The organism is Teichococcus aestuarii (genome assembly GCF_042651065.1).
GTDB classification, from domain to species: domain Bacteria; phylum Pseudomonadota; class Alphaproteobacteria; order Acetobacterales; family Acetobacteraceae; genus Pseudoroseomonas; species Pseudoroseomonas aestuarii.
On the sequence record NZ_JBHSCH010000047.1, the window covers coordinates 1 to 25740 of the forward strand.

The window sequence follows — 25740 nt, forward strand, 5'->3', positions numbered from 1 at the left end:
CCCCGCCCAAAAGGCCGAGGCTAGCGTCCGAACATGGGTCAACTCTCAGTGGCAACTTTACCCCAAACCGGGTCAGGTCTCAGTGGCAATCAACAGTCATGGCCGAGAAGCAAAGCGCGCTGCTCGACATGGGCGGCGGCGACCTCAGCATGGGCAAGCTGCTGGAGGAGGTGCCGGATCTCGTCGGCAGCCTGGAGGAGGCCGGCGTGCAGCCGGTGGCGCTCTATACCCTCTCCCCGCGCGTCGATGACCTGGGCGTGCTGGCTGGCTATGAGGCGCAGGGCTTTCAGCCCCGCGCCACGGCGCTGATCCTCAACGCCGGCCTCGCCGATCCCACGGTGCCGCGGGAGGAGGCCTTCGCCCGCGTGTTGCGGCACAGCGCTTTCCGCGCCGCCGTGGAGCGTGGGGCGGTGCCGATCTGGATGCCGCGGCTGGACGCGGGCGTAGCGGCCGAGATCGAGGGCAAGCGGCTCCGCTTCGGCCAGGCCCGCGACGGCCAGGCCCCGGCCGACCAGCCCGGCGCCATCCTCGGCCCCTTCGACCGCAGCCGCGTCCGCAAGTGGATGGCGGACATGGCCGCGGCCCTGGTGCCGATCCGCTCGTGGATCCCGTGAGCGCAACAACCACAGCGGCGGCCGACCCGCGCGCGGCCATCGGCCGCGCCCGCGCCGACCTGCGCCTGGCGGCGTCGAAGGCGCAACTGGAAGGCGATCCGCTCGGACCGGTCCTGGACGCCTTTGGGGCCAGCCTCGGCGCCATGGGCGAGCTGCTGCACCACGCCGAGGCCAGCCGGCAGCCGCTGGACGCGAAAGCGCGCGCGGAGATGACGCGTCAGCTCGTGCAAGCGTGCCGGGCCGATTTCGTGCGCCAGGCCGGGGCGCAGTCCCGGCGCCTGGCGGTGCTGTCGGGGCTCGGCGCCGCGGTGCTGCTGCTGGGAGCGTTCGGTGGCGGCTACCTGTGGGGACGATCGACGGAGGCGGCGGAGGTGCGGAGCGCTGCAGGCGTCATCCGTGCCGCGCTGTCGAATGGTTCGGCCTCGGCGCGGGCCTGGGCCGACGCGATCCGCCGCAATGATCTCGTGGGCCTACTGGCGCGCTGTGAGGGACGCGCGGTGTGGTCGGACGCCAGTGGCCGACGGGCCTGCGCGGTGCCGCTGTGGCTGGAAGATGCGCCGCCCCTGGCGGCGCCAGCCGGGCCGCGCTCGTAATCCCGGCGTGCGGGTCGGAGAGTGTCACCTCCGGCTCAGGCAGGTGTCCATTCCTGCGCGCATAATCCGAGCCCCTCTCGAGCCATGCCTGCAGAGTTCGTGGCGCAGTTCGACACCATCACCACAGACGCCGCTTCCGTCAGCCGATAGCCTGCCGGAAGCGGTCCCGCGTTCCCTGCCGTAGCTGACCGAGGTTGCAGGCGTCCCGCATTGCCAGGAGCAGGACCTCCTCGTCGTGGTACTGAGCCTTCAGACTGGCAGCCAGGACCCGCAGCTCCTCGATAGGCAGGTCGGCAGGATCCAGTGCCTGGTCCGCAGCAGCACCTCGGAAGTGGTCCCAGAGCGCCGGCTGGGCGTGCCGCGGCCAGATGAAGGTCCCCACCTCTTCCTCAGTCCGCGCGCAGTCGGCTGGGACCACAGCCAGCACCCGCTCCAGGATCCTGCGCCCAGTCTTCTGGAAGCCATGGGCCCGCGCGATGCGCTGCGCCAGCCGATCGTCGCGGATCGGCCCGTGACTGGCGATCTCATGGGCCACCAGCTCCGCAAGCTGGGGCAGGTAGTCCTCCTCGTAGAAGAGTTCACCGTCGGCCTTGACCTCGCTCTGTCCGACTACCGCGGTGTTGTCTGTGCCTGTCTCAAGCTCCTGCGGCTCAACCGCCTCGATAGCCGCGAGCACAGCAGGGTCGGCTGCCTGCGCCTGTGGCACCGGATCACGCTGCTGCAGTTCCTCCGCCTTGCGGGATCGGGCACTCCGCGCCTCCGCGAGCGCGGCCTCCAGCAGGGCATGCAGCCGGTCCACCTCCCGACTGGCGTTTGTCCACCAGTCGGTGGACCAGATCCGGACGATACGCCAGCCGAGCCCCTCCAGCACGACTTGGCGGAGCCGGTCGCGATCGCGCGCCGTGGCGGCCCGGTGATAGGTGGCGCCGTCGCACTCCACACCGGCCAGGAAGCTGCCCGGCAGGTCGGGATCCACCACGCCCAGGTCCACCCGGAAGCCGGAAACACCGATCTGCGGGTGCAGCACCCAGCCCTTGGCCTGCAGCCGCTGTGCCACGGCGGCCTCGAAGGGGCTCTCGTAGTCACCGAGCGAGGCACCTTCGCCAATGGCAAAAGCCCGCGACCCGTGCTCGGCGAAAGACAGGAAGCGCTTGAGGTGCGCCACACCCAACGCCGAGGTGCGGTTCAGATCGATCTGCTCCGGGCGCAGGCTGCTGAACACCACCAGCCCCTGACGTGCGCGCGTCACTGCTACGTTCAGCCGCCGCTCGCCGCCAGTCTGGTTCAGCGGGCCGAAGTTCATGCCGACGCGACCCGTCAAATCTGGGCCATATGTGAGCGAGAAGAGCATGATGTCCCGCTCCTCACCCTGCACGTTCTCCAGGTTCTTCACCATTACCGGCTCTTCGGCATCGTCCGCGAAGAAGGGTTCCAGCGAGGGATCAGCGCGGCGCGCCTCGTCCAGCAGGTTCTCGATCAGCTTCTGCTGCTCGGCGTTGAAGGTCACGATGCCTACCGAGCCGCGGCCCTCGCCGGCTTGAGCAGCCCGCAGCCGCGCGACGGCCTCGGCCACGACGGCGCGGGCCTCCGGCTGGTTGTGGCGCGCCCCGGCACGGGCATAGGCACCGTCAGAGATGTGACGCAGCGATACCGCGGCATCCCGAGTGACCGGCGAGGGAAAGGTGACGAGCCGGCCGCCGTAGTAGGTGTGGTTGGAGAAGGCGATCAGGCTCTCGTGGCGGCTGCGGTAGTGCCAGGTCAGCTCCGTGGAGGGGATGCCGGCGCCGAGGCACTCGTCCAGGATGGATTCGAGATCCTGGGTGATCGTCAACGTGCCGTCAGGCCCTTCCGCTTCCTCCTCATCGACCGCAATCTGGCGCGAGAAGAAGCTCGTCGGCGGCAGCTGCTTCGGATCGCCGACCACAATGACTTGCCGGCCGCGGCCGATCGCGCCGATCGCGTCCCAGGTCGGGATCTGCGAAGCCTCGTCGAAGATCACCAGGTCGAACGGCTCCGCATCCGCCGGCAGGTACTGCGCGATGGACAGCGGGCTCATCATCAGGCAGGGCGTGAGACGGCGCAGCGCCTTGGGCATCTTGGTGGCGAGCTGACGCACCGGCATGTGCCGCTGCTTCTTTGCCAGTTCCCGGGTCAGCACTACGTATTCAGGGTCGTGCTGCCGCTGTGCCGCCCCGGGGATGCCCTGTGCCAGCCGGCCCCGGATCAGACGGGTCGCCAGTGACAGCATATGGGTGTCCAGCGCCCGGAAGCGCTCGATCCGCTTCTCGTGCTGGGCGGCAACAAAGGCGCGGAGGCGCGGGGTATCCTCCACCACCAGCCCCAGCCACCAGCGGGCGTAATTGGCCTCGAAAACCCGAACCGTGTCCGCCGGCGCGACAAGGCCGTTCTCCAGGGCGTCGAGCAGCGGCCGGAGGCCCAGGTCGGCGGCCCGCTGGGCAACACCGCACCAAGCACACCAGTCCCGCAGATGACGGGCGGCCTGCTCCCAGCCGCGCAGATGGCCGGCCAGTGCCGTCAGCCAATCCGCCTCGGTCACAGGAATGGCGGAGACGTCACTGCCGCTCTCGTCGCCCACAGCCTTCAGGGCCGCCTGAGCTTCAGACCAGGTATCCCGGAACTGCCGCAGCGGCAGCCCGATGGCGCCTTCCGGCTGCAACAGGTCTGCGCCGTCCTGCAGCAGGCGGCGGAGATGGTCACGCAGCGCCAGCAGCCCGGCCGGCTCCTGCGCCACGCTGCCGGTTGCCGCGCGGAGGCGCTGCGCCCAGGCGTGGTCCGCTTGCAGACGTTCGAAGTCCGTTCCCCTGCCCTGCCAGCGCCGCCCGAGGGGCGCGGCATCGGTGGCCAGAGCCGCGATGCCGGCTTCCACCTCCTGCAGAGCGACCAGGCGGTCCAGTTCACCGCCGCAATCTTCCGGCACCGGCCCTTCCACGGTCGCCACCAAGCGCTTGCGAACGGCCTTTTGGGCCATCATGCGCGGTAAGGCCCAGCGTTCGCTGGCTTCGGTCCACTCCCGACGGATTTCCCGCAACGGCAGGGCCATGACTTCCGGGCGCCAGCGCCCCGTCAGGGAGGCCGTGAGCTCCTGGTGCCGTTGTGCCAGTGGTTCCGCTGCCAGCACTGCCTCGTGGGCAGCCTGCGCCCCTTCCGACGCGGTCCATCCCGCACTCTGTGCCTGCGGTTCCAGCAGCACCGCGGCCAGGGTGTCCAGCGCCTGCAGGTCGCGGCGTGTGGCTGATCGTGATGGGGTAATCGCCAGGGCCCGCAAAGCGGCCGCATGAGCCCCCGCGACAGCGTCCAGGCGGGATGCTGCCCGGCGTGCGGCGTCCAGCAGGCGCGATTGCCAGGGTGGCGACCACTCTGCCCGCTCCACGCCGAGCAGCGCTGTGGCAGCTTTCAGGTCGCCGAGCTGGACCATGGTCGCCGCGGCGTCTTCCACGGTCTGCAGCAGCCGCTGCCAAGCCGCGGCATCATGCGCGTCCGCACCCGGCCAGGAGAGCGTGATCTCCGGCACTCCAGCGCCTTCAGCCCGTAACAGGCAGCCCATGGCCCGAAAGGCGGTCCAACCATTGCGGCCGCGCCGGTGCAGGTCGGCCACATAGCCGTCCAGCTCGGCCTGCAGTCCGCTGAGTTCCGCCTGGGTCTCATCCCAGGTGTTATCGGCCAGGGCATCGGCGACCTGGGTGGCGCGATCCAGCTGCTGCAGCACCTCCATCTTGCCGGACTTGGCCGAAAAGAGGTCCAGGCAGAACTCACCCAGGCCGACCTGACGCAGCCGGCGCTCCACCACCTCCAGCGCAGCCCGCTTTTCAGCCACGAACAGCACCGTGCGCTTCTGCGCCAAGGTGTTGGCGATGATGTTGGCGATGGTCTGGCTCTTGCCCGTGCCGGGTGGCCCAATCAGCACGAAGCTGCGGCCCTCGGCCGCATGAGCCACCGCCCGCAGCTGTGAGCTGTCGGCCTCCAGAGGGCAGACGGGAACTGTTGTGGACGGCTCCATCTCCTGGACAGGGCCTGCGGTGCCCGAACCGCCCTGCTTTTCCTGCGCCTCGGCATTCCTGGTCACGCCGTCCATCAGCCGGCACGCCAGCTCGTTGGCCCGCAGCGCATCGGCGCGATCCGCCAGGTCCTTCCACATCAGGTACTTGGTGAAGGACAGGTTGGTCAGTGCCACCTCATCCGTCACCTCCCAGCCCGGGATGCTGCGCAGCTTGGACCGGATGCGATCGAGGATGGACTGGACGTCGAGCCCGGACCCATCGGACGGCAGGTCGTCCTCCAGTCCGGGGAAATGGATGTCGAACTCCTGCCGCAGCATCTCGAGCAGGGTCGTGTTCAGGCGCGGCTCATCGTCATGAACACTGAGGGTGAAGCCGGAGCGGATGCTGGGCCGGTCCAGTACCACCGGGACCAGGATAAGCGGGGCGCGATAGGCAGTCTCCCGCGCCTTCGGCTTCCAGAGCAGGGCACCAAAGGTCAGGAACAGCGTGTTCGACCCACCTTCCTCCTTGGCCGCCTTCGCAGCACGGTAGATCTCGGTCAGCGTGGTCTGCAGTGTGCTGTCGTCGCGATCGGCCAGCAGCTCGCGCTTCTCCAGCGCTTCGCGCGCAAAGGTCCGAGGCGCATCCTCATGCAGCCGCCGCCGGTGCAGGGCCGCGCTGCGTGGGTCGCGGCTATCGCCGACCAGATCCGGCCAGGGCCGCAGCCGGAAGGGCGCTGCCCGGCCCCGCTCCCGGACCTGCGCCAGCATGTCCTCCAGCCGCGCCGGATCGGGGCAGTCGATGGCCAGGGCCTGCTTGCCGCTTAGCTTCATGTTCAGCAGGCGGTTGCGGCCACTAAGGTCCAGCAGCCGCTGGCGCCAACGGGCTAGGCGGTCCGCCGATGTCGCGACTGGAGGCTCTTCGAGGAGGGTCTCCTCGCGAAGGACCGGTGCGTCCTCCAAGGGCGGAGGGCTGTCGGGGGCCCTCTCCTCCACATCGGCATCCAGCCTGGCAATCTGTGGCGGCTGCTGACTAGGCAGAGGCCGGATCCGTCGCTGCCGGGCCCGGTGCACATCGATCAGCGCGACGAAGTTATCGTCCTGCCCGAGCGCAACATGGGCGGCACCCGCGTCGCAGGCGCGACGAAAGCCGGCTCTCGGAGACTGGGTCAAGAGCGTCGTCTCGAACAGCCGCAGATCGTCCAGCGCGATGCGGTTCCGCAGGCCCGGGGCATCGTCCACGACGGAGCCGCCGAAATCCTGCTGCGCCAGCCAGACGCCGGCGAAGGCATGCCCCTGCAGCAGCACGATAACGGGGCGGAGCCCGGCCTGCTCCAGGCAGGCAGCCAACAGGACGGTGGTGTCGAGGCAGGTGCCGAGCCGCTCCTCCAGGATCTGCCGCGGCGGCCGGATGCGCTGCCCGACCTGCTCAAACGAGGCGGGCGGGTTGACGTAGCGAATGTCCAGCGAACAGGCGGCGCTCCAGATCGCCTCCGCCTGCTCATAGGCGCGCTGCTTGTTGCCGCGCTGGTAGCCCTCCAAGCTATCCACCTTGCCCGCAGCCCGCAGCATGTCCGACGCCGTCCGCAGGATCCGGGCCACTGCTGGATCGTTCGGCTCCACGAAAGCCGCCAGGATGTCCGGTATCTGAACGCTGCCGCCCCATTCGGAGGGGGCGAGGAGGCGGATGTCGTGCCGCAGCGTGCCGTGTTCCTGATCATCGGCTTGCACGCTGAAGACGACCTCGCAGCGCGTGGCTTCGGTGAGGCTGGAGAGCAGCTGACCATCCAGCGGCAGGTCGAGATCATTGACCGGCCGGATCTGGCCCGGCATCAGCTGCTGCAGGCGCCAGGTGTGCGGCCGGATGGCAGGTGGGTTGCTGCGCAACTCCACGGTCACATCGCGCAGGGTTTCCGTACCCCTGTTCTCGATCGACAGCTCCGTCAGTGCCGGAACATGGTTGTGCCAGAGCGCTAGGTTAATGGATGGCTGTAGCGAAGCCCTGATGAGGACAGGTGGCGGCTGTGGGGCAGCCAGGGGCAGATCTGAGGTGGCTTCGCTTGCCTCGGGAGTGGCTTCACTGGAACCATCCATCACGCTCATCTGGAAGCCCTCAAGCCTTTCGCTACGAACCTAGGATCTACTGGCAACAGCCAGCATCGACGCGGCTCACCTGAGGTGAGTGGTGTCGATGCTGGTGGAAACAATGTGAGCTGGTAGGCGCCAGCTTTGGCGCCTTTGCTGTCATCATGCAGCCTTAGCCGGTGCACTGAGGGAGAGCGCGAAGGCGATCTCATCATGCGGTGCCCGCAGCGCTGTGCCATCCCGCTCGATCAGCCCAATCTGCGCCAGAGCCGCAACATCGTCATGCACACGGCGATAGTCGCGGTCGATCGCTTCGGCCAGGGCCTTGGTGCTGCGCGCTGGATGCTGGTGCAGGTGACGGAGCAATTCCAGACGCTTGGGAGACAGTGCGCTGAGCAGCATCTCGAACGACTCGAACGTGACGTGGTCCTCGGCCTCGACCTCTTCCCCGCGGTTGTAGCGGGCGTCCGCCTCCAGCAGGCGCGCGAGGCTGTCATGATCAGCCCTCTGGCGATCGACCGCGAAATGAATGGTCACCTTGCTCATGCCTGGCTCCTTTCCTGCTCAACCTCGGCGCGGAAGTCGTCCAGAAGGGCAGCCAAGCCACGGAACTGATAAGGATGCTCCGCTCCGTGGTGGTGCCGATGATCGCCTTTGCCGCGCTCGTTGTCGTACCCGATGACCCTGGTTCCGTTCACCACGTAGACCAGTCGATACTTGTAGCCATGCTCGCTGGGAGGCACCGGCGACGGTACGCGCCAGATGACTTCCTCCCGGATCGCGCCGTCCGCGAACACTAGCTTCTCGGCGTGCAGGCGAATGGCATCCATGTGTCACTATGGCCTGTGATGCCATATGTTTCAAGGTGGCATAAGCTGCAGGAGTAGAAGATGCGGGTATGGCTGACACAGCTTGTACCGTCTGGTCCTGCGGTGACCGTTCGAGGAGGCCGATTTGGTTGCTAAAGCCGCCGGAAAAGGGCGTCCTGGTTCGCTAGGTCATCGCTAGCCTCTTCCGGCTGGCGCAGGCCGGCACCCGGGACAAGCAGAGAATGGTAGATGCTGGGACCACCAGGAACGCGGCGGTTTGCTACGCAGCGCCACCTCCCGCCTGATCGAGGCCGGTGGCCTCCAGGTGATCATGAACTTACCTGAGCGCTCTCCACTTCTCCTGGGGAAGTCCAGGCGCTTAGCGAAAAGTCAGACACGATAATGCCCTATTAGCGTGCCGATCTTTAGCCCACCGCGCGAGTGCCCCAATCAGCGCATCTTCAATGCTCCTGCGCCTGCCCGCAGCTGCGCGCTGGCGGCCATGTGGGCGAGCGGAAAGCCTGCGGTGGCCGCCCTGCATGTGCACCACGCCACACGCGTGAAAGCGCGCCTTGGCGGTAGCGGGGCTACTGGGCCGGGACAGGATTGCGGATGACGTCAATGATCTCGGCCGCAATCTCCTCCACGGTGTGCGTGGCCGTGCTGCGCGCCAGCCGGTCGGCCAGGGACGGCGAGTAGCCAATCACTTCCTTCTTGGTCACGTTGTGCCAGATGGGCAGTAGAATCTGATCGCCGGAGACAGCGCGCGTCACCAGTCCATCCAGCTCATATTCCGGCCAGCCCCGCCCGAAAAAGGTGTTGGAGAGTACGACCACCCCAAAGCGGCTGCTGGCTAGGCCCCGGTCGATTTTCCGTCGCAGGCTATCGCCAATCCGCAGCTCGAACTCGTCGTACCAGACGCTCAGCCCGGCGCTGGCGAGCGCGGTAGCCAGCGGCCGGACGACTTCGTACTTGTCTTCCGAGGCGTGCGAGATGAACACATCAAACGTGCGCCCATCCGGCGCTTCGGGGGTCGGGGCAAAGTCCTGTTCTGCGTCCCGCACGAGGCTGGGAATGCTGCGCAGCGAAGCTTCGTTGATTGCCGGAAGCGGGCGCAGCGCGGCAGCTGGTATCACGCGGATGCCGGACCGTACGCTGTCAACGCCGTTTGAAAACTGACCCACTTTGGATTGATGTGCCGGTCGAAAGCTGACCCACGTGTCTGTTGCCCGGGGTGGGGGTGAGCCCGACCCGGGCTGCGTTTTTCATTCTGTCTGCTTCGGTTTGGCCATGACCCCGGCGCGACGCTTGTCCTTCAGGCGGTAGCTCTCGCCGCTGATCTGCACCACCGTGGCATGGTGCAGCAGCCGGTCCAGCATGGCCGCCGTCAGCACCGTCTCGCCCGCGAATGCCTGGTCCCAGCTGCCGAACGTCAGGTTGGAGGTCAGCACCATGGCGCCGCGCTCGTAGCGCCGGGTCACCACCTGAAAGAACAGGTTCGCCTGCTCCCGGCCCATCGGCAGGTAGCCGATCTCGTCGATGACCAGCAGCCGGTAGGTATTCACCGCCCGGTGCAGCACCTCCTTCAGGCGCCCCTGCCGCTGCGCGGTCTCCAGCAGCATCACCAGGTCGGCCGCGGTGGTGAACCGCACCTTCCAGCCCTGCTGCGTCGCCAGGTAGCCGAGCGCGATTGCCAGGTGGGTCTTGCCCACGCCCGAGGGCCCGAGCAGCACCACGTTCTCCCGCCGCTCGACGAAAGCCAGGCTCGCCAGTTCCTGGATCTGCTGCCGCGGCGTGCCGGTGGCAAAGCCGAAGTCGTAGCCATCCAACGTCTTGACCGCGGGGAACCCCGCCGTGCGGGCGAACATCTCCCGCGCCCGGCCCCGGCGCACTTCGCGCTCACCCTTCAGGGTCTCCTCGAGGAAGTCGCTGAACGACGCATCGGTCGCCGCCGCGGCCTGAGCCGTCGCACCGTAAAGGTCGGGGACCGCCGCCAGCCGCAACTCCGTGCAGAGCTCGACGATCCGGGCGTGCTGGGTGTTGCTCATGCCACGCCCGCCGGAGCGAGCAGCGCGTCATAGACCGCCAGTGGATGCTGCAGCCCGACAATCGGCTGCGTGGCAGGCGGTTGGAGAGCCTTGGCGAGCAGCACCAAACCCCGATAGGGCGGCGGCACCGGCTGCAGGGCCGCGCGTTCCTGCTCCAGCCGCTCCGCAGGCACCGCGCCGGTGGTCGCATGCACCCGGGCATTGGCCACCTCGCGCAGCCAGCGCCCCGCCGCCAGGTTTGCCGCCGCCTGGTCCACCACCACGCCCTCGGCCGCCATCCGGCTCGCCAGCGGAACCCAGAGGCTGCCGCGCAGGTAGCGGATGAAGCGCTCGACCTTACCCTTGGTGCACGGCCGGTAGGGCTGGCAGAGCCGCGGCCGCAGACCGCAATGGCGGGCAAAATCGAGGAAGGCCGGGTGGTAGCGGTGCAGGCCGGGGCCGTAGCAGTCCCGCTGCAGCACCACGCTGCGCATGTTGTCGTAGAGCACCACCCTGGGCACCCCGCCAAAGGCCAGGAAGGCTCGCTCATGGGCTGCCAGCAGGGTCTCCAGCCGCTCGTCGGTGACGAATTCCACATAGGCCGCCCGGCTCCAGCCCAGCGTCGCCACGAACACCGACAGCCGATCTGGGCCACGTCGTAGCGATGCCCAGTCCACCTGCATCTGCTCACCCGGCGCCGTCTCGAACCGCACCACCGGCTCCGCCATCACCACCGGCCGCAGGCGCTGCAGGAAGTCCTTGAGGATGGTGTAGCCACCCTCATAGCCACGCTCGCGCAGTTCCCGCAGCAGCACGCTCGCCGCCAGCGGCTCCGGCAGCGCCGAGGCTACCCGCGTCGCGATATACCCCTCGAACGCCGCCAGTTTGCCGGGTTGCGGTACTCGACCGCGGTAGCGGCCTGCCTCGGGCTCCCGCAGATAGCGCCGCACCGTGTTGCGCGACACCCCGACCTGTCGCGCGATCTCCCGCACGCCCAGTCCATGCTTGGCCAGCACCCTGATCTCCAAGGCCGCCTCTCCCCCTACCATCCAGGCCCCCGTCACCACGACAGGGCCACCTTAGGCATGGGTCAGATTTCAAACGGCGCCTGGGTCAGTTTCACAGCGGCAGCTACAACGCTGCCGGCTAGCCCCTGCATATCGACGGCAACATGCCATGTGCCCGTGTGAGGCACCTCAAGGCGCACTGGCGAGCGCTGGGCACGACCCCCGATGAAGCGATGCTGGCGGCCAGACCGATAGGCGGAGAAGTTGGAGCTATCCATCAGGCGCACGTTGGTCTGATTGCCTTGCAGGGTGACTTCCACCACGCTGCCAGCTTGGACGTACCCTAAATCGTACTGCGTAAAGTTCATGGGCATCCTTGAGCGTCCTGCTTTGCCAGCGCGATGGGTTGCGCTGGATATACCGACAGAAACCGGCTGCGCGCGTGCGTCCATGCCTTGGCGGCTGGAGAGAGCCAGCCGGTAATCCGCACGATGTTGGCGTGGTGTTTGGGCAGGTTCCATTCCAGGATCGGCTCGTGGTGCGCGACCCGGTTGCGCAACTCGCGCAGCGGTGTGAGGGGGCGGGTCAGGCTTTTGCGGCTCAGCCCCCTGCCCTTCTCGTCACGCGCGTCCGGCTGCATGGCCTGGTGCAGCGTTGAGCGCCACAGATCCTCGTACACGGTGTTCAGCAGCGCTGTCCAAAAGCCGAAGGTCAGCGCGGCCACGATGCGGCCCGGCTCTAGGGGTTTGCCCTGCTCCGTCAGCAGTTCCTTGGCCTTCTGCACCTGCTCGACCTGATGCCCCACCTTCAGGAAGTCGGGCGCGTCAAACCAGAACAGACCGTATGCGGCGCTAAGGGTGGTGTGGAAGCGATTGCGCAGCGCCACTTCCAACATCTGCAAGGGCGTGTTGAGGGCTTCGGAGAGCGCCGTATTCAGCGCGTACAGTTCCAACGCCCGCGCTTTGTCCCCCCCGGCCCAACCTACGTAGGTTGCGAGGCGTTCTGTGGAGAGCACGCCTTTCAGCGCAGCGTGTTCGTCATCCTGATTTTCTGCGCTCGAATTTATGTGCTCTTGCAAAATCAGCCCACTTTAGCTATGTTGATTTTGTACACCCCGGTGTCGCCTCTGCGAAAGCATGCGCCCGGGGTAATTTTTTGTGCGCAGAGTACGCGCATATCATTCCCCTCTGCATGAGCGAACCGGGTAGCGCCGCATCGTTGCGGATTCTAGGAATTCGCGCAGCTTCACTCCAGCGTTCGTTGAGCACCGGCCTCCAATTTCGCCTGCTTGGCGCTGTGGCCGAAAGGCCATTCCTGGTGGCGTTCGGCCGTACAGGCGTGTCGCCCGGACACCAGACTCTTGCCCTCACCCACGATTACCGGATAACTAAAATTACCTGGTTTTATTGAATACATGGTAAAAGAATTTACCGGATAATCAAACATACCCGGTGTGTTGGATTATCGAGGAAAGGGGACCCATGCCGGTTGTCGTCATCGCCTCGCCCAAGGGGGGCTCAGGCAAATCCACCAGTGCCGTACTGCTGGGCACGGAACTAGCCCATGCGGGCGCGCAGGTGACCATGCTCGACTGCGACCCCAACCGTTCGCTGAGCCTGTGGGGTGAGCGTCGGGCGCTGCCACCCCGCATGACGCTGCTGGCGGACGTCACGGAATCCGACATCGTGAAAGCCATCCAGAAGCACGACGCGGACGGCGGCATCGTCATTGTGGACCTGGAAGGCGTCGCTTCCCGACTGGTCTCGCGCGCCATCAGTCAGGCCGACCTGGTGCTGACCCCTATGCGGGCTACCACGCTGGATGCCACTATTGGCGCGCGCACGCTGGCGCTGATCGGCGAGGAGGAGGAGGCGCTGGGCCGCTCCATCCGCCATGCGGTGGTGTTCACCATGACCCGAGGCATCGAGTCCAAGCAGCACCGGGGCATCGAGGCCTCGCTGGGCGGGCAGGGGGTGGACATCGTGCAGCCCGCCCTCATGGAGCGCGCTGCATTCTCCGCCCTGTTCGAGTTCGGCGGTGACCTGCGCTCCATGCCCGCGCAGGGACGTATGGAGGAGGCCATCAAGAACGCCTCGGCCTTCGCGCAAGCCATCTACCAGCGCCTGACGGAGGCTGCCCAATGAGCGATCAGCCCAAACCCTTCGCCGTTGACATCAAGCAGCTCAAGAGCAGGCCCAAGGATACGTCGCCCGCTGCCATCCAGTCCGTGGACAGGGCAGGGGAGCAGCACGGCTTTGTCGCCCGCGATGCCACGGCCAGGCGCGGCCGCCCGCCCAGCCCGCGCACCGGCCAGGTGCATGCGAAGGTGCTGCCACACATTGCCGACGAGATTGCCGCCGAGGCGACCCGGCGCGGCGTGACGCAGGGCATCCTCATCGAGGAAGCATGGGCGCTCTACCTCACCCATAAATCGGGTAAATGAAATAACCCGATAATAAAAATTACCTGGTAATCCAAATCTGGAGGCTAAGAATTGGCTCCAACGTAAGGAAATGGGGGAGCGTAGGTGGCTTTTTTCAATGGATTAGACAAGAGCGAGCACGCCCGCCACGCTCTCAACCGTCCCACGCAGGCGCGCCTTGCGGCCGACCTTGGGGCGCATCAGCTCGGTCAGCACCTCATTCCACGCTTCCGGCTCCTTGCTCTCCCAGCGCACCCGAAAGCCAGTCAGGGTGCCGCGCTGCTGGCCGCCTTCGCGCAACGGCTCGACCTCCACATTGAAGTCCGAGAGGGTGTTGATCTCGCCGATGGCAGGGGCGAGCGCCGATTGCTTGAGCTGGGGAAACGCCTTCAGCTTGTCCGGCGCGACGCCCAGCATCTCGCGGAACTCCCCGATCGAGAAATCCTGCTCGCTGCGCGCCAGGTTGCGGCGCAGGCAAAGGGCCTCGTAGAGCGCCAGCGCATACTTGGTGGAGAAGGCAAACATCACGTAGGGCTTGATGCGTCCCCAATACTCGGAACGGCGCAGAATGTCGCGCATCGTAGGAGAAAATGAGTAGCGCACTTCGCCTTGCGGATTTTCTTCGTCATCCGTCGTGGTGGTATCCGCCAGCAGCGTCGTGCGCCGCGTCGCCTTGCGACCCTTGCTGTCTTTGGTCGGCACCAGCACCAGAGTGGTCATCAGCCGCTCAATACTGTCACGCACGCGCTCGCCGCCCTTATGTGAGCTGCGCAGCTCTCGCATCAGAATGACGTGCTCGCGGTCATCGGCGATCTTATCGGCGGCGTGGCGGATGAGCAGGTTGAGCACGCGCCGGTCGTGCAGGGTCAGGGCCGAGGTATTTTTTACCTCGATCATCTCCCCGGCTTTGACGATGCCATCGGAGTTGTAGCGCTGTGCAAGGGTCTTCCCCATGCCTTCATGCCTAACTCATAACGTAAGGCGGGGCAATATCCTTCTTACGTAAGCCGCGCACGCGCCCCCAATTTCTTACGATAGCCCGCTAGGGCCGTTTGCAAGGGAAAAGGCGCTTCTTTCCATGACTCCAGTGCGTTGTGGATAACTACCATGCCAGCCCCCCCCGATTTCTTATGATAGCCCCCCAATCGCTTACGATACAGGCCCCCAATCGCTTACGATGCGCCCCCAATTTCTTACGATAGGCGCTGCAAGCCTTTGATTCCGTTTCTGAAATCGTCCCCTGAAATTAAGAAACTATAGTATTAGAACTTAAAGAACAGATCCACAGGGTGTGGATAACGTAAAGCAGCGCCACAAAGACGGCGTTACGCGCCGCCAAACGGAATGCGTCTGACGGCGCATTGGCTTTTGAAAGGGGGCCTTACCTCGACTTTGGCCATCTGGGCCGGATCCGAGGTGGCGGAGCGGGCTGACCGGCTAGGATGATGCGTCCCCGCCAAGAGACGTCACCATGCTTTGCCTGCCGACCCGCTTCGCCGCGGTGATCCTGAGCTTTGCGCCGCTCCTTTTCCAGCGGAGTTGGCGCCACGCCAAGGTGCTGTTGATCGGGGCCATTCTGGCGCCGGGCAAGCGCACGGTGACAAGCCTGCTCCGCGTCACCGGGCTCGCACGGGAGAGGCGCTTCGTGAACTACCACCGGGTGCTCAGCCGGGCGGCCTGGAACTCCCGGGCGGCGTTGCGCCTCCTGCTGGGGCACCTGATCGAAGCCTTCGCGCCGAGCGGGCCGGTGGTGCTGGGCATCGACGACACCATCGAGCGCCGCCGCGGCAAGCGGATCGCTGCCAAAGGCATCTACCGTGACCCGGTGCGCTCCTCTCACGGGCATTTCGTGAAGGCTTCCGGCCTACGCTGGATCAGCTTGATGCTACTGGCCCCTGTTCCCTGGGCTGGGCGGATCTGGGCGTTGCCTTTCCTCACTGCCCTGGCGCCCTCGGAGCGGTACTGCCGGGTGCGCGGCCTCCGGCACAAGAAGCTCACCGGCTGGGCCCGCCAGCTGGTGGTGCAGGCCCGCCGATGGCTGCGGGGGCGAGAGATCATCGTCGTCGGAGACAGCGGCTTTTGTAGACGCCGGGTGAATACTCCCCAGAGGTGCCGACGGAAAATTCCCCAGGTGACCTGACCGGCTGAGTTCCTGGAGGGGAGCGGCTGGCCGCCCCGATCGCCGATGCTGCCGCTGTCCTGAGGGAGGCGGCGCCGGTGGTCAGACTGGGAGACATCATCATGCTTCTGGACCTGCACCGGCAGGGCCTGTCGGTATCCGCCATCGCTCGGCGGACAGGCTTTGATCGCAAGACGGTGCGCAAGCACATCGCGCGTGGGCTGGAGCCGCCGGCCTATGGCCCCCGGGCACCGCGGACGATGCTGTTGGACCCGTTTGTGCCCTACCTGCGGGAGCGGGTGGCGGCCTTCCCGGACCTCACAGGCCGCCGTCTGCATCGCGAGCTGCGTGAGCGGGGCTACACGGGTGGCTATACGCGGCTGACCGACCTGCTGCGCGATATCCGTCCGGTCACGGATCCCGGCTTTGAGCAGCGGTTCGAGACACCGCCCGGCCGGCAGGCCCAGGTTGATTTTGCGCAGTTCCGCACCGAATTCACGGACGAGCCCGGCGTGGTGCGCATCGTCTGGCTGTTCTCCCTGGTGCTGGGGCACAGCCGCTGGCTCTGGGCCCGCTTTGTGCTGCAGCAGGACCTGCCGACGGTGCTGCGCTGCCACCTGGCCGCCTTTGAGGCCATGGGCGGGGTGCCGACGGAGATCCTCTACGACCGCATGCGCACGGCCGTCACCGGCGAGGATGCGGCGGAGGGTATCGCCTACAACCGCACCCTGCTGGCCTGTGCTGACCATTACGGCTTCCTGCCCAAGGCCTGTCGCCCTTACCGGCCGCAGAGCAAGGGCAAGGTCGAGCGGCCGTTCCGCTATGTCCGCGAGGACTTCTTCCTGGCGCGGAGCTTCCGCAATCTCGACGACCTGAATGCCCAGCTGCAGCAGTGGCTGGACGAGGTCGCCAACGCCCGGGTGCATGCGACCACGCGCCGGGTGGTCGCCGCGCACTTCGCCGAGGAGCGGCCGCACCTGCAGCCGTTGCCGGCAGGGCCTTTCCAGGCGACGCTGCGCCTGGAGCGCCGGATCACACGCGACGGCATGGTTTCGGTGGATGGCAACCTCTACAGCGTGCCGGACAGCACCCGCCGGCGGCCGGTGGAGGTGCACCGGCTGGCCGACGCGGTGCAGATCTTCGAGGCGGGGCGCCTCGTCGCCAGCCATCCGGTGCTGGAGGGGCGTGGCCAGCGGCGGATCGCCAGCGGACATCGCCGCCAACGGTCTCCGGCCAACAGCACCACACCGCGCGAGGAGTTTCTCCTGCCGGCCCACTCGGGCGAGGTGGTCTCCCGCCGCTCCCTCGAGTTCTACGCGGCCGTCGGACAGCGCCTGGCCAGCCAGGGCCTGCGGAAATGAGGGAGGACCTCTCCGTGCCCCCGACCCTGGAGCGGCTGCGCCGTCATCTGGTTGGCCTGCGCATGCCCCGCGCCCTGGAGATGCTCGACCATATGATGCGCCAGATCGAGCGTGGCGAGGTCGGCGCCCTGGAGGCACTTGAGGCGCTGCTCGCCGAGGAACTGACGTTGCGCGAGAGCCGGCGGATCAAGGCGGCCCTGCAGATGGCACGCCTCGGCACCATCAAGACGCTCTCGGCGTTTGACTTCGCGTTCCAGCCCTCGCTGGACCGGCACCGCATTCTGGCGCTGGCGCAGCTCGACTTCATCACCCGCCATGAGGTGGTGCACCTGCTCGGGCCACCGGGTACGGGTAAGAGCCACCTGGCCATTGCGCTTGGCGTTGAGGCAGTGCGGGCCGGCCACAGTGTCTACTTCGCGACGCTGGCCGACATCGTCGCCTCGCTGGGTCGGGCCGAACGGGAGGGATCCCTGCGGGAGCGGATCCGCTTTCTCTGCCGCGCATCACTGCTGATCGTGGACGAGATCGGCTACCTGCCGATCAGCAGCGGCAGCGGGAACCTGTTCTTTCAGCTGGTCAACGCCCGCTACGAGCGCGGCGCCATGATCCTGACCTCCAACCGCGGCTTTGCCGAATGGGGCGAAGTGTTCGGTGATCCGGTGGTGGCCACCGCGCTGCTGGACCGGCTGCTGCACCACGCCGTGGTCGTGTCGATCGAGGGCTCCAGCTACCGCCTGCGCCAGCATGCCGACCTGGTGCCGGAGAGCCTGCGCCCTGCCGCCGCCACCCTCGCGCAGGCTCCGCCACGACGCCGCGGAAGGCCGCCCAAGCCAAGAGGTGCCGATCCCAGCAACGGCTGATCCCCAAAACCCAAACTGGGGAATTTTACCTCGGCACTTCTGAGGATGATTCAGGCGGCGTTGACAGCTTTGCCGCCCTGGAGCTGCTGGCCGCCCTGAACCGCCACAAGGTCACCAGCATCACGCGCTTGCGCCTCGACGCGGCGCTATACGACCCGGCACCGCCCCGGCTGCCCGGGACCAACGGTCGCCCGCGCACCAAAGGCGCCCGGCTCCCGGACTTGTCCGAGGTGCTGAGGAGCACCCACACGTGCTGGCAACTGGTAACGGTTCCGGGCTGGTACGGCGAGGGCGAGCGCGAGGTCGAAATCTGCACCGCGACTGCCGTCTGGCGTCGTGGCGGCATGCCCGTCGTGCCGATCCGCTGGGTGCTGATCCGCGATCCCCGGCAGCGGTTCACCCCGCAGGCCTTGCTGTGCACCGACCTCCACCGCGCGCCGGAACAGATCCTGGGCTGGTTCGTCCAGCGCTGGCAGCTGGAAGTCACGTTCCAGGAGACCCGCGCCCACCTCGGCGTCGAAACCCAGCGCCAGTGGTCGGACCTCGCCATCGCCCGCACCACCCCATGCCTGCTCGCGCTGTTCTCCCTCGTTACCCTTTTGGCCGCCCGGCTCAAGCCTGCGGAGCGAGAAGCCGCGGCCAGCAGTGCCTCGTACCGCAAACCACGTCCAACCTTCAGCGACACCCTCGCCGCCGTGCGACATCATATCTGGCGAGAGCAGGGTTTGCTCACGTCGCAACGAAACCGCCATGTCACGAAACCCCGCCCAGCACTTCAACGCGCCCTGGCTTACGCCATCTGCCATGCCGCTTGATGGCCAAAGTCGAGCTTACAGCGCCTTTCAAAACCGCCCCTGAAGCGCGTTGAGGCAGATGAGGGAACAGGCGAGCGCGGTGAGGGCATGGTGTATATCGAGCCTGCGCTCGTAGCGCATGGCGAGGCGGCGGAAGCGGTTGATCCATGCGAATGTGCGCTCGATGACCCACCGATGCTTGCCCAGCCTCTGGCTGCTTTCAATGCCACGGCGTGCGATCCGATGTTTGATCCCGCGCCGGAGGCAAGCGCGGCGGCAGCGGCGATGATCATAGGCCTTGTCGGCGTGCAACTTGTCCGGCCTGCGGCGGGGTCGCCCGGGTTTTCCTGCAACAGGTTGCACGGCGTCGAGCAGGTCCTCGAAGGGCTTGCTGTCGTGGGTGTTGGCGCCGCTCAGCAGGAAGGCGAGCGGGGTGCCGCGTCGGTCGGTGACGAGGTGCCGCTTGATGCCCGCCTTGCCGCGGTCCGTCGGGTTCGGCCCGGTTCCGGCACCCCCCTTTTCGCCGCGATGGACGCGCTGTCCACGCAGGCACGGGTCCAGTCGATGCGGTCGGCTTGGCGCAGGCGCCGCAGCAACTCCCGGTGCAGCCGGTCCCACACGCCGGCTTCCTGCCAGTCCCGCAGTCGCCGCCAGCAGGTGACGCCGGATCCGCAGTCCATCTCCCGCGGCAGCATCTCCCACGGAATGCTGGAGCGCAGCACGAAGAGGATGCCGCTCAAGGCGGCACGGGGCGGTACAACCGGCCGTCCGCCCTTCGGTTTGGGCCGCTCGGGCGGCAACAGCGGCTCAATGACCAACCAGAGTTCGTCCGGGATCAGGGGCTTCGCCATGCCCTTCAGATCGGCGCAGCCCTACAGCTTTTCCAGGTTTTGAAAGGCGCTGTTAGTTTGAGAAGCTGTGGGCTTGATACTGGAACAGCCAGCAGGACCCACATGGACGCTCTGCCCGCGTCAGACATCGAAGGAACTTAGGATGGGGCAGGGCCCGGCGCTTCCCTCAGCGCACTCTCGCGCTAGTCGTCGGAGGGCGTCTTGGGCACGCTGGAGATCAGCGATCTTGGCGTCCAGCGCCTCGATGCGGGCCTTCGCAAGCTCGCGGGCACGGCTGCGGTCCTCGCCGGCGTCCAGCTCCAGCAGCTCCCTGATCTCCTCCAGCGTGAACCCCGCCGCCTGTGCCTGCCTGATGAACCGCAGGCGGCGCACGTCCGCCCGGTCGTAGTGCCGGATCCCGCCCCCTCGCGCAGGTGTCCTGAGCAGGTCTCTGCGCTGGTAGAAGCGGATCGTTTCGACGCCTACGCCTCCGGCGGCGGCAAGCTCGCCGATGGTCAGCGACTTGGCCCCTTGGGGCTCGCTGACGGGCGGCAACCAAGTCCCTTGACTCCGTACCATGGTACGGAACCTATATTCGCGCCGACCGGATTTCAAGGAAACCGAACATGTCGGCCATAACCGTCCTTTCCCCTGCGTCGAGCCGCCCTGCGACGGCGAAGAAGGTGGTCATCCACCGCATGGTGATGCCGCACCACACCTGCCCCTACGGCCTCAAGGCCAAGGACCTGCTGGAACGCTCCGGCTACGAGGTCGAGGACCACCACCTCACCACGCACGAGCAGACCGACGCCTTCAAGGCGGAACATGGGGTCGCAACGACGCCCCAGGTCTTCATCGGCGGCGAGCGCGTCGGCGGCTACGATGACCTGCGCCGCTTCCTCGGCAAGCCCGTCGTGGATCCAAAGGCGACGAGCTACCGCCCGGTGGTCGCGCTGTTCGCCATGACCGCCCTGACGGCGATGGCGGCGAGCTACGCCGTGACAGGGAATGTGTTCACCGTCCGCGCGGCGGAGTGGTTCATCGGCTTCTCGATGGTCGTGCTGGCGCTGCTGAAGCTCCAGAACGTCGAGGGCTTCGCCACCATGTTCCTGAACTACGACCTGCTGGCCAAGCGGTGGGTGCCCTACAGCTACATCTATCCCTTCGCTGAAGGGCTGGCGGGCGTGCTGATGGTCGCGGGTGCGCTCACCTGGTTGTCGGTACCGATCGCCCTCTTCATCGGCACTGTCGGCGCGGCCTCGGTGTTCAAGGCCGTCTACATCGACCGGCGCGAGCTCAAGTGCGCCTGCGTCGGCGGGTCGAGCAACGTCCCCCTCGGGTTCGTCTCGCTGACCGAGAACCTGATGATGGTCGCCATGGCGGTGTGGATGGCGCTCGCCGCGTTGGGCCTGCCGGTCGGCGCCGGACACGCGATGTAACCCGGCGCTCCGCACCCCACCTAGCCTTCAAGGATTTATCATGTCTTCCGTGCAGATGGGCCAGCCCGGGACCTCCCCGGGCGGCCGCGGGCTCGGCCTGTCCCTCCTCGTCATCGCCACGGCGCAGCTCATGCTCGTCCTGGACGACACCATCGCGAACATCGCCCTGCCGAGCATCCAGCGCGAGCTAGGCGTCTCAGCGGCGACGCTGGTCCTGCATGGCAATGGTCTGGTCTAGGTCGAGAACGCATCCCCTTATGGCTTGCCCTGTGATGCCGACCTGCCGGACGAGCGGCTAATTGTTTCGTCTTCGCTCACCGAAAAGACGGGTTACGCAGTCAGCCGTGAACAACGCTGAAGCCCGCGGTTTTCCTTAGTTTTCCGATCTGGGGAAGTATCCGCGATTGCAAAGCCCCGGTCAGGATCGGACCAAAACCTTGCAAAACCGCGCTTCTGTTGAAGCCGCCGCGGCGGCGTGACGCTGCCGCCCGCTCTGGAGGCAGCGCGGGTTCGGCTTGAGGAGGCGGGCAAGACTGTCGCGGTGGTCACCGTCAGCCGGGCCGCGCTCGGCCTGCTCGCCCTGCGCGACGAGCCTCGCCCGGATGCGGCGGAGGGGGTGGCCCGGCTGCGGCGCCTCGGCGTCGAGGCGGTGATGCTCACCGGCGACAACCCGCGCACCGGCGCCGCAATCGGGGGCGCGCTGGGGGTGGAGGTGAAGGCCAGCTTGCTGCCCGCCGACAAGCTGCGCGAGATCGCGGCGCTGAAGGAACGCGGTCCGGTGGTTATGGTCGGCGACGGCATCAACGACGCCCCGGCGCTGGCCGCCGCGACAGCCGGCGTCGCGATGGGCAGCGGGACGGAGGTGGCGCTCGAGGCGGCAGATGCCGCGCTCCTGCGGGAGCGGGTTTCGGGCGTGGCCGACCTCGTCGAGCTCTCTCGCGCCACCCTGACCAACGTGAAGCAGAACATGGCGGTCGCGGTCGGGCTGAAGCTCGTCTTCCTGGTGACCACGATCACCGGCACCACGGGGCTCTGGCTCGCCATCCTTGCCGACACCGGAGCAACGGTATTGGTGACGCTAAACGCGCTGCGGCTGCTCGCCTGGCGGCCATCGGTAGACAGCGGCAGCGATACGCGACACGGCGCCGGGACAGCGCCCGCCACGCGACCGGCCCTCGCGTCGCCCCAACGCGCCAACTGAACGCGCCAACCGAAGGAGACGCCCATGCCCTTGCTCACGGTCACACGCCGCGCCGTCACTTGCGTGCTCGGCGCCGCCGCCATTGCTCCCCCCCAGGCCGGCTCCTGGGGGGGACCACTTATCCCCAGATCGCGGGGACAGGGCTGCGGACAAGGCTGTGGATAATACCGTCTGGCCGTAATCCAGGCTGGGCTTCCTGCACACACCCGGCCACGTTCAGGCTGGGACAAGCGGGGTTGGGCCGCACGGCTCCGCCGCCTCCAGCCCGAGTTCAACCCGGAGATGGCGGAAGCGCACCGGATCGAGCAGCCTCGGCTGATGGGCGAGCCGCCGCAGTACCTCCAGCCCGGCGGCGGTGAAGACGGCGCGGGGGTGCACCTCGGTGGTGCGGATCTCCACCATCCCGCGGTCGAGCAGGCTCTGCATCGCCGCCGGGATCTTAGGCTGCCCGGCCTGCGGTCCACTACGCCAGCGGCGCAGGAAGATACCCGCGGCCAGCAGAGGGTTCTGCCCGAAGCGGGGGCCGAACTCGCCGCGGATGAGGGCGCGTTCCGCGGCCGAGAGGGGGCAGGGCGGCAAGAGTGGGGATGGGCGCATCATGTCCTCCGCGCGGGGGCGCCGGAATGGCGGACCGGATCGCGTCAGGCTGCCCGGACCAGCGCTGCACTGTCCAGCCTCGGGGCCGATGCGCGAGGGTCAGGAAGCTGGTGGCACTGAAGCTGCTGAGCTGCGCCGAGGCGCAGTTCCACGTCCGCCAGTGCGGGATGACCCGGCTGGATGGCGACCGGGACGGCGTGCCATGCGAGCGGCTCTGCCGCTGAGCCTGCCGGCGTCGCCCGCTCCTCTGGCGGGGCGTCTGGTGGAGTGCCATGCAGGCTGGACTTGTCCCGCTTTAGTGGAGAGGCATTGGGTTAGCTACCAGCCATTTTTTCGAATTGGGCTGGGCTTGTGAAGTCGAGCGCGGAGTGGCGCCGGATGGGGTTATAGAAGCCGTCGATGTAGCGGCCGATGGCCTGCCCGGCCTCCTGGCGGGTTTCGAACATGGTGCGCCAGATGAGTTCCGACTTCAGCGTTTTGAAAAACGTCTCGACCATGGCGTTATCGTAGCAATTCCCCTTGCCCGACATCGAGATCAGGATGCCGTGCTTTCGGAGTTCCGCCTGGTAGTCGGCGGAGCAATATTGGCTTCCACGGTCCGCATGATGGATCAGCCCTGGGGTCGGACGGCGCATGATGAGGGCCCTGCGCAGGGCAGCCATCGCCAGCTCCCGATGCAGCCGGTCCGCCACGGCCCAGCCGACCACACGGCGGGCGAACAGGTCGATGACCACGGCCAGATACAGCCAGCCTTCGCGGGTCCAGATATAGGAAATGTCGCTGCCCCACTTCTGGTTGGGACCCTCCGCCGAGAAGTCCTGATCCAGCAGGTTGGGCGCGATCGGCCAGGCATGATGGCTGTCGGTAGTCCGCTTGAACTGCCGCTTTTGCCGGGCACGGAGGCCCTTCTTCCGCATCAGGCGGCTCGTCCTGCGGCGTCCGACAGCCAAGCCGTGGTCCTGCAGCTCCCGCGTCATCCGCGGGCTGCCGTAGGTGCTGTTCGATAGCGCGAACGCCGATCGAACATGGGCCAGGAGGACCATGTCATCGTGCTGGCGGCGACAGGCCGGGCGGCCCCTCCAGGCAAAGTAGCCGCTCTGGCTGACGCCAAGAACGTGGCAGAGACGGTGCACGGGGAACTCTTCTTTCGCTTTATCGATGAGCGCAAACCTCACCGACTTCCCTCCCGAGCGAAAAAAGCTGTAGCACGCTTGAGGATCTCTCTTTCCTGGCGAAGGATTTCATTCTCCCGACGCAGCCGCTTCAGCTCGGCCACGACGTCTTCCTGCCCAGAGCGGTCCGGCTCATCGATCTGCCGGTCCCGGCTCCTGCCGATCCAGCGGACCAGCGTCGAAAGACCAACCCCAAGATCCTCCGCGATCTCCCGCTGGGCACGACCGCTTGTCCAAACCAGGCGTACCGCCTCGTCCTCAAATTCCTTCGTAAACCGGCGCTGCTTCATGGAGCTCCTCTTGCATCATCGGAACCTCTCCACTTCCCCGAAGCAAGTCCATTGCCCGCCTGCTGCGGCGGAAAGAGGATGCCAGGCTCGAGGAAGCACTGGACGAGGCTGCCACCAGTGCCCTCGCGAGGTTTGTCGCCGATCTGCGCAAGGACATCGCTGCGGTACGGGCGGCACTGGAGCTGCCTTGGTCCACCAGCCCCGTCGAGGGGCAGATCAACCGGCTCAAGATGATCAAGCGCACCATGTACGGCCGTGCGGGCTTTGAGCTGCTCCGCGCCCGTGTTCTGCAGGCGGCATGACCCTCATCCAGCAGCACGGGAAGTGCGGGAGAACCACAATTCGAGCAGCGTTGACAGTCGACACCAACCACTACAGCGTGCCGTGGCGGCTGATCGGGGCCACGGTCACGATCCGGGTTGGCGATGGCTTGGTGCGCATCCACCATGCCGGGGGCGAGGTGGCCTGCCATGACCAGCGGCTGGGCCGCCGCGAGCGTGCTGTCGAGCGGGCTCACCTCCTGGGCATCGTGCCCGACCAGCGAGGCCCGGAGCAGGGCAGCCTCCCCGAGGCCGCGCCAGCCGGGACACAGCCTGCTGCCGATCTGCTGCGGCCGCTTGCCGAGTATGAGCAGGTTGCGGGAGGCGGCTGGTGAGCGCCGACGGGGATGCGCTGCCGGAGATGCTGGCGCGGCTGAAACTGACAGCGCTGCGCGACCGGCTCGACGGGTTGCTGGACGAGGCCGCGCAGGGCGAGCTGTCGCTGCGCGAGACGCTGGCGCTGCTGTGCCGGGCTGAGGTGTCGCACCGCGAGGAGCGGCGTATCCAGATGGGCACCAGCCTCGCGAAGTTCCCGCATCAGTGCACGCTGGAGGGGTTCGACTTTGCCGCGCAGCCCTCGCTGGACGCCCGGCAGGTGCGCGACCTGGCGGCCTGCCGCTGGGTGGCCAACGGCGATGCGCTGCTGATCCAGGGGCCGCCCGGCGTGGGCAAGACGCATCTGGCGATCGCGCTGGGGCGTGAGGCGATCCGGCACGGCCACTCGGTGCTGTTCGCCCCGGCGACGGCGCTGGTGACGACACTGGTGGGCGGGCACGCGGAGGGAAAGCTGGAGCAACGCCTGGCGCAGCTGGCCAAGCCTAAGCTGTTGATCGTGGACGAGTTTGGCTACCTGCCGTTCGAGCCCGCGGCGGCGCACCTGCTGTTCCAGCTCGTCAGCCGCCGCTACGAGCGGGGCAGCATCCTGATCACCGCCAACCGCGCGGTCGGTGACTGGGGCACGGTGCTGGGCGACGAGGTCGTGGCCACCGCCATCCTGGACCGCCTGATGCACCACAGCCACGTGCTGACCATCCGCGGCGACAGCTACCGGCTGCGCGAGAAGCGACGCTTGGGGCTGTTCAAGGCAACACCCGCCCCGGCATCCGTCGGGGCGTCATAGAAACCGAGGTGGCCGCATTGCCGCACGTTGATTGTTACCGGCTCACGTCGTTGCCTCAGGTGGTTTGCTACCGGCGGACGAGG

27 protein-coding genes and 1 pseudogene are annotated in these 25740 nt (G+C 67.0%); 15 read left to right on the forward strand and 13 right to left on the reverse strand.

The window, feature by feature from the left end:
• Positions 1-98: 98 nt before the first annotated feature.
• On the forward strand, positions 99-614 hold the full coding sequence (locus ACFOY6_RS16410) for a hypothetical protein (protein ID WP_379651685.1): 516 nt from the start codon (positions 99-101) through the stop codon (positions 612-614).
• Entirely contained in the window at positions 611-1207 is a 597-nt protein-coding gene (locus ACFOY6_RS16415; RefSeq protein WP_379651686.1) for a hypothetical protein, read from the forward strand. Before ACFOY6_RS16410 ends, ACFOY6_RS16415 begins: the two co-directional genes overlap by 4 nt.
• Before the next feature lie 139 nt (positions 1208-1346).
• Here ACFOY6_RS16415 and ACFOY6_RS16420 read toward each other — a convergent pair whose 3' ends face one another.
• The 8 genes from ACFOY6_RS16420 to ACFOY6_RS16455 all read right to left on the reverse strand — a co-directional run bounded on the left by ACFOY6_RS16420 (position 1347) and on the right by ACFOY6_RS16455 (position 12084).
• The gene (locus ACFOY6_RS16420; protein ID WP_379651687.1) at positions 1347-7307 is read right to left on the reverse strand and encodes a DUF3320 domain-containing protein; all 5961 of its coding nucleotides are present in this window, start codon (positions 7305-7307) and stop codon (positions 1347-1349) included.
• Positions 7308-7451: 144 nt separating this feature from the next.
• On the reverse strand, positions 7452-7835 hold the full coding sequence (locus ACFOY6_RS16425; RefSeq protein WP_176559973.1) for an HVO_A0114 family putative DNA-binding protein: 384 nt from the start codon (positions 7833-7835) through the stop codon (positions 7452-7454).
• Complete coding sequence (locus tag ACFOY6_RS16430; RefSeq protein ID WP_099097439.1) at positions 7832-8119, reverse strand: toxin-antitoxin system TumE family protein; 288 nt, start codon at positions 8117-8119, stop codon at positions 7832-7834. The genes ACFOY6_RS16425 and ACFOY6_RS16430 overlap by 4 nt, the downstream gene beginning before the upstream one ends.
• Positions 8120-8685: 566 nt before the next feature.
• Positions 8686-9282 (reverse strand): toll/interleukin-1 receptor domain-containing protein, encoded by a 597-nt coding sequence (locus ACFOY6_RS16435; protein ID WP_379639923.1) that lies wholly within the window; start codon positions 9280-9282, stop codon positions 8686-8688.
• Positions 9283-9363: 81 nt separating this feature from the next.
• Entirely contained in the window at positions 9364-10146 is a 783-nt protein-coding gene (istB, locus tag ACFOY6_RS16440; RefSeq protein WP_379651688.1) for an IS21-like element helper ATPase IstB, read from the reverse strand.
• On the reverse strand, positions 10143-11174 hold the full coding sequence (istA, locus tag ACFOY6_RS16445) for an IS21 family transposase (protein ID WP_379640182.1): 1032 nt from the start codon (positions 11172-11174) through the stop codon (positions 10143-10145). The genes istB (ACFOY6_RS16440) and istA (ACFOY6_RS16445) overlap by 4 nt, the downstream gene beginning before the upstream one ends.
• Before the next feature lie 41 nt (positions 11175-11215).
• Entirely contained in the window at positions 11216-11500 is a 285-nt protein-coding gene (locus tag ACFOY6_RS16450) for a DUF1883 domain-containing protein (protein ID WP_379639928.1), read from the reverse strand.
• Positions 11497-12084 carry a hypothetical protein gene (locus ACFOY6_RS16455; protein WP_379639932.1) on the reverse strand — a complete coding sequence of 196 codons (588 nt, stop codon included), beginning with the start codon at positions 12082-12084 and terminating at the stop codon, positions 11497-11499. Before ACFOY6_RS16455 ends, ACFOY6_RS16450 begins: the two co-directional genes overlap by 4 nt.
• A 529-nt stretch (positions 12085-12613) precedes the next feature.
• On the opposite strand from ACFOY6_RS16455, the gene ACFOY6_RS16460 reads away from it, so the two are divergent.
• Together ACFOY6_RS16460 and ACFOY6_RS16465 are read left to right on the forward strand one after the other, a co-directional pair.
• On the forward strand, positions 12614-13276 hold the full coding sequence (locus ACFOY6_RS16460; RefSeq protein WP_109518884.1) for a ParA family protein: 663 nt from the start codon (positions 12614-12616) through the stop codon (positions 13274-13276).
• On the forward strand, positions 13273-13575 hold the full coding sequence (locus tag ACFOY6_RS16465; RefSeq protein ID WP_109518883.1) for a chromosome partitioning protein ParB: 303 nt from the start codon (positions 13273-13275) through the stop codon (positions 13573-13575). The genes ACFOY6_RS16460 and ACFOY6_RS16465 overlap by 4 nt, the downstream gene beginning before the upstream one ends.
• 102 nt (positions 13576-13677) lie before the next feature.
• On the opposite strand, the gene ACFOY6_RS16470 is transcribed toward ACFOY6_RS16465, so the two are convergent.
• A complete protein-coding gene (locus ACFOY6_RS16470; protein ID WP_379639946.1) occupies positions 13678-14508 on the reverse strand; it encodes a replication initiation protein in 831 nt (276 codons plus the stop codon).
• A gap of 517 nt (positions 14509-15025) precedes the next feature.
• Here ACFOY6_RS16470 and ACFOY6_RS16475 point away from each other — a divergent pair.
• The 4 genes from ACFOY6_RS16475 (at position 15026) to ACFOY6_RS16490 (ending at position 18709) form a co-directional block, all read left to right on the forward strand.
• Positions 15026-15694 (forward strand): transposase, encoded by a 669-nt coding sequence (locus ACFOY6_RS16475; RefSeq protein ID WP_379639950.1) that lies wholly within the window; start codon positions 15026-15028, stop codon positions 15692-15694.
• A 77-nt stretch (positions 15695-15771) separates the two neighbouring features.
• Entirely contained in the window at positions 15772-17034 is a 1263-nt protein-coding gene (istA, locus tag ACFOY6_RS16480; protein ID WP_109519408.1) for an IS21 family transposase, read from the forward strand.
• Between the two features lie 14 nt (positions 17035-17048).
• Entirely contained in the window at positions 17049-17894 is an 846-nt protein-coding gene (istB, locus tag ACFOY6_RS16485; RefSeq protein ID WP_281262132.1) for an IS21-like element helper ATPase IstB, read from the forward strand.
• Positions 17895-17971: 77 nt separating this feature from the next.
• On the forward strand, positions 17972-18709 hold the full coding sequence (locus tag ACFOY6_RS16490; RefSeq protein WP_456316830.1) for an IS701 family transposase: 738 nt from the start codon (positions 17972-17974) through the stop codon (positions 18707-18709).
• Positions 18710-18736: 27 nt separating this feature from the next.
• On the opposite strand, the gene ACFOY6_RS16495 is transcribed toward ACFOY6_RS16490, so the two are convergent.
• Together ACFOY6_RS16495 and ACFOY6_RS16500 are read right to left on the reverse strand one after the other, a co-directional pair.
• Positions 18737-19539, reverse strand: a protein-coding gene (locus ACFOY6_RS16495) for an IS5 family transposase (protein ID WP_379639959.1) whose coding sequence is annotated in 2 segments (ribosomal slippage) — positions 18737-19209 and positions 19209-19539 — 804 coding nt in all. Because the reading frame shifts where the segments join, the coding sequence is not laid out codon by codon here.
• A 120-nt stretch (positions 19540-19659) separates the two neighbouring features.
• Positions 19660-20073: a MerR family transcriptional regulator gene (locus tag ACFOY6_RS16500; RefSeq protein WP_245906664.1), complete on the reverse strand. Its 414-nt coding sequence runs from the start codon at positions 20071-20073 to the stop codon at positions 19660-19662.
• A gap of 71 nt (positions 20074-20144) precedes the next feature.
• Here ACFOY6_RS16500 and ACFOY6_RS16505 point away from each other — a divergent pair, with 71 nt between their 5' ends.
• From ACFOY6_RS16505 to ACFOY6_RS16515, 3 genes are all read left to right on the forward strand, one after another.
• Positions 20145-20957 carry a MauE/DoxX family redox-associated membrane protein gene (locus tag ACFOY6_RS16505; RefSeq protein ID WP_379639966.1) on the forward strand — a complete coding sequence of 271 codons (813 nt, stop codon included), beginning with the start codon at positions 20145-20147 and terminating at the stop codon, positions 20955-20957.
• A 40-nt stretch (positions 20958-20997) separates the two neighbouring features.
• Positions 20998-21195 carry a hypothetical protein gene (locus tag ACFOY6_RS16510; protein WP_219929814.1) on the forward strand — a complete coding sequence of 66 codons (198 nt, stop codon included), beginning with the start codon at positions 20998-21000 and terminating at the stop codon, positions 21193-21195.
• Positions 21196-21432: 237 nt separating this feature from the next.
• Positions 21433-22158 (forward strand): HAD-IC family P-type ATPase, encoded by a 726-nt coding sequence (locus ACFOY6_RS16515; RefSeq protein ID WP_109518962.1) that lies wholly within the window; start codon positions 21433-21435, stop codon positions 22156-22158.
• A gap of 216 nt (positions 22159-22374) precedes the next feature.
• Here ACFOY6_RS16515 and ACFOY6_RS16520 read toward each other — a convergent pair whose 3' ends face one another.
• Positions 22375-22755 (reverse strand): hypothetical protein, encoded by a 381-nt coding sequence (locus tag ACFOY6_RS16520; protein WP_379651690.1) that lies wholly within the window; start codon positions 22753-22755, stop codon positions 22375-22377.
• 110 nt (positions 22756-22865) lie between these two features.
• Between ACFOY6_RS16520 and ACFOY6_RS16525 the strand changes: the two genes are divergently transcribed.
• Positions 22866-22979: an excalibur calcium-binding domain-containing protein gene (locus tag ACFOY6_RS16525; protein ID WP_219929813.1), complete on the forward strand. Its 114-nt coding sequence runs from the start codon at positions 22866-22868 to the stop codon at positions 22977-22979.
• 90 nt (positions 22980-23069) lie between these two features.
• Here ACFOY6_RS16525 and ACFOY6_RS16530 read toward each other — a convergent pair.
• A protein-coding gene (locus ACFOY6_RS16530; RefSeq protein ID WP_245906663.1) for an IS3 family transposase occupies positions 23070-24217 on the reverse strand; the annotation gives its coding sequence in 2 pieces (ribosomal slippage) (positions 23070-23959 and positions 23959-24217; 1149 coding nt in all).
• 53 nt (positions 24218-24270) lie between these two features.
• Between ACFOY6_RS16530 and ACFOY6_RS16535 the strand changes: the two are divergent.
• From ACFOY6_RS16535 to istB (ACFOY6_RS16545), 3 genes and pseudogenes are all read left to right on the forward strand, one after another.
• Positions 24271-24519 (forward strand): annotated as a pseudogene (locus ACFOY6_RS16535) (transposase); the annotation flags it as partial.
• Positions 24516-24872, forward strand: coding sequence for a Mu transposase domain-containing protein (locus ACFOY6_RS16540; protein ID WP_109518958.1), 357 nt, complete (start codon positions 24516-24518; stop codon positions 24870-24872). The pseudogene ACFOY6_RS16535 and the gene ACFOY6_RS16540, both read left to right, overlap by 4 nt.
• Positions 24869-25657, forward strand: coding sequence for an IS21-like element helper ATPase IstB (istB, locus tag ACFOY6_RS16545; RefSeq protein WP_281262120.1), 789 nt, complete (start codon positions 24869-24871; stop codon positions 25655-25657). Before ACFOY6_RS16540 ends, istB (ACFOY6_RS16545) begins: the two co-directional genes overlap by 4 nt.
• The last annotated feature ends 83 nt before the right edge of the window (positions 25658-25740 follow it).

Bases quoted from the DNA above. Each gene is read 5' to 3' on its own strand.
- ACFOY6_RS16410 (WP_379651685.1), top strand. From the start codon at position 99: ATGGCCGAGAAGCAAAGCGCGCTGCTCGACATGGGCGGCGGCGACCTC.
- istA (WP_379640182.1), bottom strand. From the start codon at position 11,174: ATGGTAGGGGGAGAGGCGGCCTTGGAGATCAGGGTGCTGGCCAAGCAT.
- istB (WP_379651688.1), bottom strand. From the start codon at position 10,146: ATGAGCAACACCCAGCACGCCCGGATCGTCGAGCTCTGCACGGAGTTG.
- ACFOY6_RS16505 (WP_379639966.1), top strand. From the start codon at position 20,145: ATGTCGGCCATAACCGTCCTTTCCCCTGCGTCGAGCCGCCCTGCGACG.
- ACFOY6_RS16430 (WP_099097439.1), bottom strand. From the start codon at position 8,119: ATGGATGCCATTCGCCTGCACGCCGAGAAGCTAGTGTTCGCGGACGGC.
- ACFOY6_RS16465 (WP_109518883.1), top strand. From the start codon at position 13,273: ATGAGCGATCAGCCCAAACCCTTCGCCGTTGACATCAAGCAGCTCAAG.
- ACFOY6_RS16460 (WP_109518884.1), top strand. From the start codon at position 12,614: ATGCCGGTTGTCGTCATCGCCTCGCCCAAGGGGGGCTCAGGCAAATCC.
- ACFOY6_RS16475 (WP_379639950.1), top strand. From the start codon at position 15,026: ATGCTTTGCCTGCCGACCCGCTTCGCCGCGGTGATCCTGAGCTTTGCG.
- ACFOY6_RS16520 (WP_379651690.1), bottom strand. From the start codon at position 22,755: ATGCGCCCATCCCCACTCTTGCCGCCCTGCCCCCTCTCGGCCGCGGAA.
- ACFOY6_RS16425 (WP_176559973.1), bottom strand. From the start codon at position 7,835: ATGAGCAAGGTGACCATTCATTTCGCGGTCGATCGCCAGAGGGCTGAT.
- ACFOY6_RS16510 (WP_219929814.1), top strand. From the start codon at position 20,998: ATGTCTTCCGTGCAGATGGGCCAGCCCGGGACCTCCCCGGGCGGCCGC.
- ACFOY6_RS16540 (WP_109518958.1), top strand. From the start codon at position 24,516: ATGACCCTCATCCAGCAGCACGGGAAGTGCGGGAGAACCACAATTCGA.
- ACFOY6_RS16420 (WP_379651687.1), bottom strand. From the start codon at position 7,307: ATGAGCGTGATGGATGGTTCCAGTGAAGCCACTCCCGAGGCAAGCGAA.
- ACFOY6_RS16470 (WP_379639946.1), bottom strand. From the start codon at position 14,508: ATGGGGAAGACCCTTGCACAGCGCTACAACTCCGATGGCATCGTCAAA.
- ACFOY6_RS16450 (WP_379639928.1), bottom strand. From the start codon at position 11,500: ATGAACTTTACGCAGTACGATTTAGGGTACGTCCAAGCTGGCAGCGTG.